Annotated in this window: 7 protein-coding genes and 1 rRNA gene; 6 read left to right on the top strand and 2 right to left on the bottom strand. The window is 71.7% G+C overall.

The window, feature by feature from the left end:
- Positions 1–95 (top strand): 5S ribosomal RNA (gene rrf, locus ACIF80_RS37390); the annotation flags it as partial.
- Between the two features lie 119 nt (positions 96–214).
- Here the strand turns inward: rrf and ACIF80_RS37385 are convergent.
- Entirely contained in the window at positions 215–1,699 is a 1,485-nt protein-coding gene (locus ACIF80_RS37385) for a hypothetical protein (protein ID WP_399813480.1), read from the bottom strand.
- Between ACIF80_RS37385 and ACIF80_RS37380 the strand changes: the two genes are divergently transcribed.
- Complete coding sequence (locus tag ACIF80_RS37380) at positions 1,682–2,479, top strand: hypothetical protein (RefSeq protein WP_399813478.1); 798 nt, start codon at positions 1,682–1,684, stop codon at positions 2,477–2,479. The genes ACIF80_RS37385 and ACIF80_RS37380 overlap by 18 nt on opposite strands.
- A 100-nt stretch (positions 2,480–2,579) precedes the next feature.
- Here ACIF80_RS37380 and ACIF80_RS37375 read toward each other — a convergent pair whose 3' ends face one another.
- The gene (locus ACIF80_RS37375) at positions 2,580–3,872 is read right to left on the bottom strand and encodes a DUF1015 family protein (RefSeq protein WP_399813476.1); all 1,293 of its coding nucleotides are present in this window, start codon (positions 3,870–3,872) and stop codon (positions 2,580–2,582) included.
- 71 nt (positions 3,873–3,943) lie between these two features.
- On the opposite strand from ACIF80_RS37375, the gene ACIF80_RS37370 reads away from it, so the two are divergent.
- From ACIF80_RS37370 to ACIF80_RS37355, 4 genes are all read left to right on the top strand, one after another.
- The gene (locus ACIF80_RS37370; RefSeq protein ID WP_399813473.1) at positions 3,944–4,975 is read left to right on the top strand and encodes an HAD hydrolase-like protein; all 1,032 of its coding nucleotides are present in this window, start codon (positions 3,944–3,946) and stop codon (positions 4,973–4,975) included.
- Between the two features lie 98 nt (positions 4,976–5,073).
- Positions 5,074–6,120 (top strand): FecCD family ABC transporter permease, encoded by a 1,047-nt coding sequence (locus tag ACIF80_RS37365; RefSeq protein ID WP_399813470.1) that lies wholly within the window; start codon positions 5,074–5,076, stop codon positions 6,118–6,120.
- A complete protein-coding gene (locus ACIF80_RS37360) occupies positions 6,117–7,154 on the top strand; it encodes a FecCD family ABC transporter permease (protein ID WP_399813469.1) in 1,038 nt (345 codons plus the stop codon). The genes ACIF80_RS37365 and ACIF80_RS37360 overlap by 4 nt, the downstream gene beginning before the upstream one ends.
- Positions 7,155–7,244: 90 nt before the next feature.
- Complete coding sequence (locus tag ACIF80_RS37355; RefSeq protein ID WP_399813466.1) at positions 7,245–8,144, top strand: ABC transporter ATP-binding protein; 900 nt, start codon at positions 7,245–7,247, stop codon at positions 8,142–8,144.
- Positions 8,145–8,219: the final 75 nt, after the last annotated feature.

The raw sequence follows: 8,219 nt of genomic DNA, 5'->3' as shown, positions 1-8,219 counted from the left end.
AAACGCCCGGTTACATTTCGAACCCGGAAGCTAAGCCTTACAGCGCCGATGGTACTGCAGGGGGGACCCTGTGGGAGAGTAGGACGCCGCCGAACAATCTTTGGAAGGACCCCTGGTCACCAGCGTTCAGCTGGGACCAGGGGTCCTTTTTTATTTTCTGGAGCGCGTCGGATATCCGGCTGCGCGAGAATATTTGCGGTACCGAAGACAGGAGTCATCGATGTCCACCAACTCTCCCGACGACCGACCGGAGCGCGACCAGCGGCGACGGGACAGTGGTGACCGTTCGGACCGAGGCGGCCAGCGGAGCGCCGGCCCGCGTCGATCCAGCGACCGAGACCATGGAGCCCGGAGGGACGGAGACCGCGACCGTGGGTTCCGTCGGGACGATCGACGCGATGACCGAGGTGCCGGCCGGCCGGAGCGGGGCGGTTTCCACGGCCGGGACGACAACCGCGGTGACAACCGGGGCGGCGAGCGCGGCGGTTACCGCGGCCGGGACGACCGTAAGGACGATCGTCGGGACGACCGCCGTGACGGTGGACGTGAGCGTTCCGGCTTCCGCCGCGAGGACGACCGAGGCCACGGTCGCCGGGACGACCGGCGTGATGATCGTCGGGACGACCGGCGCAGTGACGACCGTGGTGAGCGGGGCGGTTTCCGCGGCCGGGACGACAACCGTGGCGGAGACCGTGGTGGGTTCCGCCGTGACGACAGCCGTGGCGGGGACCGTGGTGGGTTCCGCCGTGACGACAACCGCGGTGACAGCCGTGGTGGTGACCGGGGCGGTTACCGCGGCCGGGACGACAACCGCGGTGACCGTGGTGGTTTCCGCGGACGTGATGATCGCGACGACCGGGGCGGCTTCCGCCGCGACGACAACCGCGGTGGTGGCGAGCGTGGTGGTTACCGCGGCCGGGATGACAGCCGTGGCGGAGACCGCGGTGGATTCCGTCGCGACGACGACCGGCGGGACGACCGCCGCGATGACCGGCGTGATGATCGTCGGGACGACCGGCGCAGTGACGACCGTGGTGAGCGGGGCGGTTTCCGCGGCCGGGACGACAACCGTGGCGGAGACCGTGGTGGTTTCCGCCGGGACGACAGCCGTGGCGGAGACCGTGGTGGGTTCCGCCGTGACGACAACCGCGGTGACAGCCGTAGCGGTGACCGGGGCGGTTACCGCGGCCGGGACGACAGCCGTGGCGGAGACCGTGGTGGGTTCCGCCGTGACGACAGCCGGGGTGACAGCCGCGGCGGCGAGCGCGGTGGGTTCCGTCGTGACGACAGCCGTGGTGACAGTCGTGGCGGTGACCGTGGTGGTTTCCGCCGTGACGACAGCCGTGGTGGCGACCGCGGTGGGTTCCGCCGTGACGACAACCGCGGTGACAGCCGTGGCGGTGACCGGGGCGGTTACCGCGGCCGGGACGACAACCGCGGTGACCGTGGTGGGTTCCGTCGTGACGACAGCCGGGGTGACAGCCGCGGCGGCGAGCGCGGTGGCTTCCGCGGTCGGGACGACCGTGGCCGTGACGACCGGGGCGGGCGGTCCGGTGGGTTCCGTGGGCGCGACGACCGGCACGGTGGCGGCCGCTTCCGCGAGGAGCGCGAGCGCGACCGGGAGCCCATCAAGCGGCTGCCGATCCCCGAGGACGTCACGGGCGAGGAGATCGACAAGGACGTGCGGCAGGAGCTGCAAAGCCTGCCCAAGACGCTCGCGGAGGATGTCGCCAAGAACCTGGTGATGGTCGCCCGGCTGATCGACGAGGACCCCGAGGGCGCGTACGGCTACTCCAGGGTGGCGCTGCGGCTGGCGTCGCGCGTCGCCGCCGTACGGGAGGCCGCCGGCTTCGCCGCGTACGCCAACCAGAAGTACTCCGAGGCACTGGCCGAGTTCAGGGCGGCGCGGAGGATGACCGGCACCGCGGAGCTGTGGCCCCTCATGGCCGACTGCGAGCGTGGGCTCGGGCGGCCGGAGAAGGCGCTGGACATGGCCGGCGCCCCCGAGGTGCAGAAGTTGGACAAGGCCGGGCAGGTCGAGATGCGGCTCGTCGCGGCCGGCGCGCGGCGCGACTTGGGGCAACTGGACGCCGCCATCGTGACGCTCCAGAGCTCCGAGCTGGCGTCCCACACCGTGCAGCCGTGGACCGCGCGGCTGCGGTACGCGTACGCCGACGCGCTTCTCGCCGCCGAACGGGCGGACCAGGCGCGGGAGTGGTTCGCGAAGGCCGTGGAGGCCGACCGGGACGGCAGCACCGACGCCTCGGACCGGCTGGCCGAGATGGACGGCGTGGAGTTCATGGACGCGCTCGACGAGCATGACGACGCCGACGCCGACGCCGGTGCCGTGACCTCGGCCGACGAGGTCGAGGACGTGCGCACGGACCTGGACGCGGACAACGGCGATGCCGAGAAGGCCGATGCCGACAAGGTCGAGGTCGAGACCGACAAGGCGGAGAACGACGTCGACAAGGACTGACGCCTGACACCTGGCGCCTGAGCGTCCGGACGCACGAAGGGGCGGGATTCCCGGTTCACCGACCGGGGATCCCGCCCCTTCGTGCGTTACCGGCGACGCGTCACGCGTCGAACGCGCGCAGCACCAGCCCCGAGGCCGGCTTGGGGCCGAAGGACGTCGACTTGCGGGGCATGGTGACGCCCTGGCGGGCGAGGTCGCGGACGACCTCCTCGCGGACCGGATGCATCAGCACCGCCGTACCGCCGTCGCGTTCCGCCTTCCCGACGGTCGCGGCCGTGTCGTGGATGTAGGCGATGTGGGCCGGGGAGTCCTCGGGGATGTGCCACACCTGGCCCAGGAGCGTGGAGTGCAGGACCGTCGCGTCCAGGGTGCGCCAGGCTTCCGGGCGGTCGGCGGGGACCGTGCGGGCCAGCAGATCCGGGTCCGGACGGTCGACGAGGTGGAAGGCGCCGTCGCCGGCCAGGAGGAAGGCGTTGCCCGCACCGGCCGCCTCGGCCAGCACCTCCATGGCCTCCGGCAACGCGGCATCGATGCGGCGGACCCGGAACAGGCCGTCGAGGGCGGCCAGCGCGTCCGTGACGGGCAGGCCGTGCAGCAGGCGGTGGATGGCGCGGACGCGCAGCGGATAGCGGGCCGTGTCGACGAGGAGCACCAGGCCGTGGTCCCAAGGGCTGGGGGAGGGGTGCTGCGCGCGCAGGCGGCGGTAGGTCGCCCAGCGGTGGTGACCGTCGGCGATGAGCGCCTGCTGGCCGGACAGGTCGGTCCGGACGGTGGCCAGGTCCTCGGGGCCGGTGAGGGACCACAGCCGGTGGTGGAAGCCGTCCTCCGTGGTGGTCGCGAGGACGGGAGGCGTCCTGGCCGTGCGCTCGATCAGATCGGCGGTGGCGGTTGCCGACCCGCCGCCGGGATAGGTCAGCAGCAGGGGCTCGAGGTTCGCCGAGGTGGCCAGCATCAGGGCCGCGCGGTCGGCCACGATGTGCGGCATGACGTCCTCGTGCGGCAGGACCAGCTGCTCGTCGGGGTCCGACACCCGCAGGGCGCCGATGATCCCGCGCTGCAGCAGACCGTCGCCGTCACACTGTTCGTAGACGTAGAGACCGGGCTCGGGGTCCGTGGTCAGGACGCCCTCGGCCCGCCAGCGGTTCAGGGTCTCGGCGGCCTGGGCATTACGGGCTTCGGGGGTGGCGGCCTCGGGCAGGATCAGCCGGACGATGTTGTACGGGTCGGCGGACTGCAGGTGGTGCAGACCGTCCGGGCGGACGACGACGTCGTACGGCGGGGATGTCACGGCGGCCAGGCTGCCGACCCGGTCGGGGTCGTAACGAAGGCCTCGGAACGGGGTGAGTTCCAGGCCTCGGCGCACCTTCGCTTCCGAGGGACCTGCAGTCTTCATCCAGGCATCGTACGGGTGCCGGTGGCATGGGGGATGATCGGGGAAAGCCGTCGAACGAGGAGCGATGCACAATGAGCCGAAGCGTCAGGACGAGGCCCGAGGGCAGTGGGCAGGCCCTGAGCGAGGCGTACGACACGGCGCTGCTCGACCTCGACGGTGTGGTGTACGCGGGTGGGAAGGCGATCGTCCACGCGGTCGAGTCGCTGGCCGTGGCCGGCGCCGGTGGCATGCGCCTGGCGTACGTGACGAACAACGCCCTGCGCACGCCGGACACCGTCGCCGCGCATCTGACGGAGCTGGGGATACCGACGGAGGCCGGCGATGTGATCACATCGGCGCAGGCGGTCGCGCGGCTGGTGAGTGAGCAGGTGCCGCCGGGGGCCAGGGTGCTGGTGATCGGGGGCGAGGGCCTGCGGGTGGCGCTGAGCGAGCGCGGGCTGACGCCCGTGGAATCGGCGGACGACGACCCGGCGGCGGTGGTGCAGGGGTACGGCGGTCCCGACTTCCCGTGGGGGCGGTTCGGGGAGGCGAGCTACGCGATCGCGCGGGGGGTGCCGTGGTTCGCGTCCAACACGGATCTGACGATCCCCAGCGGCCGGGGCATCGCGCCGGGGAACGGGGCGGCGGTGGAGGTCGTACGGATCGCGACGGGCGCCGAGCCGCAGGTGGCGGGCAAGCCGCTGCCGCCGATGCACCGGGAGACGATCCTGCGGACGGGCGCCGAGCGGCCGCTGGTGGTGGGCGACCGGCTGGACACGGACATCGAGGGCGCGTTCAACGGCGGTGTCGACTCCCTGCTGGTGCTCACGGGCGTGACCGACGGGGCGCAGCTGCTGGCGGCGCCGCCGCAGCACCGGCCGACCTTCGTCGACGCCGACCTGCGCGGGATGCTCACCGGACAGCCGGAGGTCGTCGCGGCGGACGGCGGCGGATTCCGGTGCGGTGGCTGGACGGCGACGGCGGCCGGTGAACGCCTGGAGCTGGAGGGGGAAGGTACGGCTCTGGACGGGTTGCGGGCGTTGTGTGCGACGGCGTGGACAGCGGCGGGCGACGGCGGGTGCCGGCTGGACGGAGGGAAGGCGCTGGCGCGGCTGGGGCTGTGAGGAGTGCTGAGTGCCCGCATGCCCGACGATCCGAGGATCCGAGGATTCGAGGATCTGAGGAATCGTGATCGAATGGGAGGGTAGGCTAACCTAACCGGGTGTTGGTCGAGAGTCCCCCCGAACAGCGCGCGGACGCCGCCCCCGCGCATCCGAACCGCCGGGCGCTGCTCCGTGTCCTGGGGCTGCTCCTCTCCGCCGTGATCCTGGTACTCGTCGCGCTGGCGAGTATCGCGATCGGGGCGAAGGACCTCTCCCTGCAACAGGTCTGGCACGGCCTGTTCGAGAATTCGGGCACCTACGGCGACGCCGTCGTCGCCGACCGGTTGTCACGGACCGTTCTCGGTGCGCTCGCTGGCGCCGCGCTCGGCCTGGCGGGAGCGGTCCTGCAGGCGCTGACCCGTAATCCGCTGGCCGATCCGGGACTGCTCGGCATCAACGCGGGCGCGTCCGCGGCGGTCGTCACGGCCATCACCTTCTTCGGCGTCACCTCACTGTCCGGCTACGTGTGGTTCGCGTTCTGCGGAGCGGCGGGGGTCGGGGCGCTGGTGTGGTTCCTCGGCGGCAGCCGGAGCGCGACACCGGTGCGCCTGGTGCTCGCCGGCACCGCGATCACCGCCGCGCTGTTCGGCTACCTCCAGGCGGTCATGATCCTGGACGAGGCCGCCCTGGGCAGGATGCGCTTCTGGACGGTCGGATCGCTGTCCTCGGCGAACAGTTCGGTCATCCAGCAGGTGCTTCCGTTCCTGCTGGCCGGCTTCGTACTGGCGCTGCTGCTCGCCCGGCCGCTGAACGCCATGGCCATGGGCGACGACACCGCCAAGGCCCTCGGCGCCAACCTGAACCGCACCCGGGGGCTGGCCATGCTCGCCGCGACCCTGCTGTGCGGGGCCGCGACGGCCGCCTGCGGGCCGATCGCCTTCATCGGCCTGATGGTGCCGCACGTGGTGCGCTCGTTCACCGGACCCGACATGCGCTGGATCCTGCCGTACACGGCCGTCCTGTCGCCCGTACTGCTGCTCGGCGCCGATGTGATCGGCCGCGTCCTGGCCCGGCCCGCCGAGCTCCAGGTCGGCATCGTCACCGCGATCATCGGCGGCCCGGTGTTCATCTATCTCGTACGACGGCGGAGGACGGCCCAGCTGTGAAGACCAACCGTGCCGTGCGCACCCCCGGCGGCCTCTCGCTCCGGGTGGACGTGTGTACTCTCGTCGTCGGCACCCTGCTGCTGCTCGTCGCGCTCACCGCGAGCGTGGTGCTGATCGGCACCGGCGACTTCCCGATACCGGCCGCCGACGTGGTCCGGACGCTGCTGGGCGAGGGCGACCCGGGCCAGGAATTCATCGTCACCGAACTGCGGCTGCCCCGGGTCCTGGTGGGGCTCCTCGTCGGTGCCTCCCTCGGTCTCGCCGGTGCGCTGTTCCAGTCCATCTCCCGCAACCCGCTGGGCAGTCCGGACGTCCTCGGCCTGGGCCAGGGGGCCACGGCCGGCGCGCTCGTGGTGATCGTGCTGTTCTCCGGAACCGCCGACCAGGTCGCCCTCGGCGCCCTGGTCGGCGGACTGGCGACCGGGTTCGCCATCTACGTGCTCGCCTGGAAGCGGGGGGTGCACGGATACCGGCTGGTCCTGGTCGGTATCGGTGTCTCGGCGATCGTCACCGCGGTCAACGGCTATCTGCTCACCAAGTCCGACATCGTGGACGCGGCCCGGTCGGTCGTCTGGATGACCGGTTCCCTCGACGGCCGTGACTGGGACCAGGTCTGGCCCCTGCTCGCGCTGTGCGCCCTCCTCGTACCGCTGGTCCTCGCCAACTCCCGTGGGCTCAGGATGATGGAGATGGGCGACGACGTGTCGTACGCCCTCGGGGTCCGGGTGGAGCGCGTACGGCTGGTGCTGATGCTGTCCGCGGTCCTGCTCACCGCGTCGGCGACGGCGGCCTCCGGGCCCGTCGGCTTCATCGCGCTCACCGCACCGCAACTCGCCCGGCGGCTGACCCGTTCGCCCGGACCGAACCTGGTGCCGTCGATGTGCATGGGGGCCGCCCTGCTGGTGGGCTCCGACTGGATCTCGCAGCGGGTCTTCGGGGCCGGCCAGTTGCCCGTGGGCGTGGTCACCGGCGTGCTCGGCGGCGTCTACCTGCTGTGGCTCCTGGTCACCGAGCGCAGGGCGGGCCGGATATGAGGCGACCGACCAACGGACCGGCCAACGGACCGGCCGGCCAACGGACCGGCCGGCCGACCGACCGGCGGGCTGAACAACCGAAGGAGCATCGTGAACCGACTGTCCGCCGAGGACGTCACCCTCGCCTACGACCAGCGTGTCATCGCCGAGCAGTTGTCGGTGGAGATACCGGACAACTCCTTCACCGTGATCGTCGGCCCGAACGCCTGCGGCAAGTCGACGCTCCTGCGGGCGCTGTCCCGGATGCTGAAGCCCAGCCGGGGGCGGGTGCTGCTGGACGGTCAGGTCATCCAGTCGATGCCCGCCAAGAAGGTCGCCCGCACCCTCGGACTGCTGCCCCAGTCGTCGATCGCGCCCGACGGGATCACCGTCGCCGACCTGGTGGGGCGCGGCCGGTATCCGCACCAGGGCATCCTGCGCCAGTGGTCCGCCGAGGACGAGCGGGTCGTCCAGGAGTCGATGGCCCGGACCGGCATCGCCGACCTCGGCGAACGCCACGTCGACGAACTCTCCGGCGGGCAGCGGCAGCGCGTGTGGATCGCCATGGCGCTCGCCCAGGAGACCCCGCTGCTCCTCCTCGACGAGCCGACGACCTATCTGGACATCCAGCACCAGATCGACGTACTGGACCTGTGCGCGGAACTGCACGAGGAGCAGGGCCGCACCCTCGTCGCCGTCCTGCACGACCTCAACCACGCCGCCCGGTACGCCACCCACCTCATCGCGCTGCGCGAAGGGAAGGTCATCGCACAGGGCGCTCCGAAGGAGATCGTCACCGCCGAGCTGGTCGAGCAGGTCTTCGGCCTGAGCTGCCAGGTGATCGACGACCCCGAGACGGGTACGCCCCTGATCGTGCCGGCCGCCCGCAAGACACGGGCCGCGGCGAAACAGGCCGGGGCCGGGCAGGGCGCGGACAAGAGGGCCGGGGCCGGGCAGGACGCGGACGAGCGGGCCACGGCGAAGGTGGGAGCTAGTGTCCTGCGCCAGTAGTTGATCGTTAGTAGTTGCGTGACTTCTACTGCTGGTGCGTCAGTCCCTCGTCGGGGCCCGAAGCTGGAACCGTTG

The organism is Streptomyces sp. NPDC085927 (genome assembly GCF_044540975.1).
In the GTDB taxonomy this organism is placed as follows: Bacteria; Actinomycetota; Actinomycetes; order Streptomycetales; family Streptomycetaceae; genus Streptomyces; species Streptomyces hirsutus.
This window is presented reverse-complemented; position numbering and strand designations above follow the sequence as displayed.

Bases quoted from the DNA above. Each gene is read 5' to 3' on its own strand.
- ACIF80_RS37370 (WP_399813473.1), top strand. From the start codon at position 3,944: ATGAGCCGAAGCGTCAGGACGAGGCCCGAGGGCAGTGGGCAGGCCCTG.
- ACIF80_RS37375 (WP_399813476.1), bottom strand. From the start codon at position 3,872: ATGAAGACTGCAGGTCCCTCGGAAGCGAAGGTGCGCCGAGGCCTGGAA.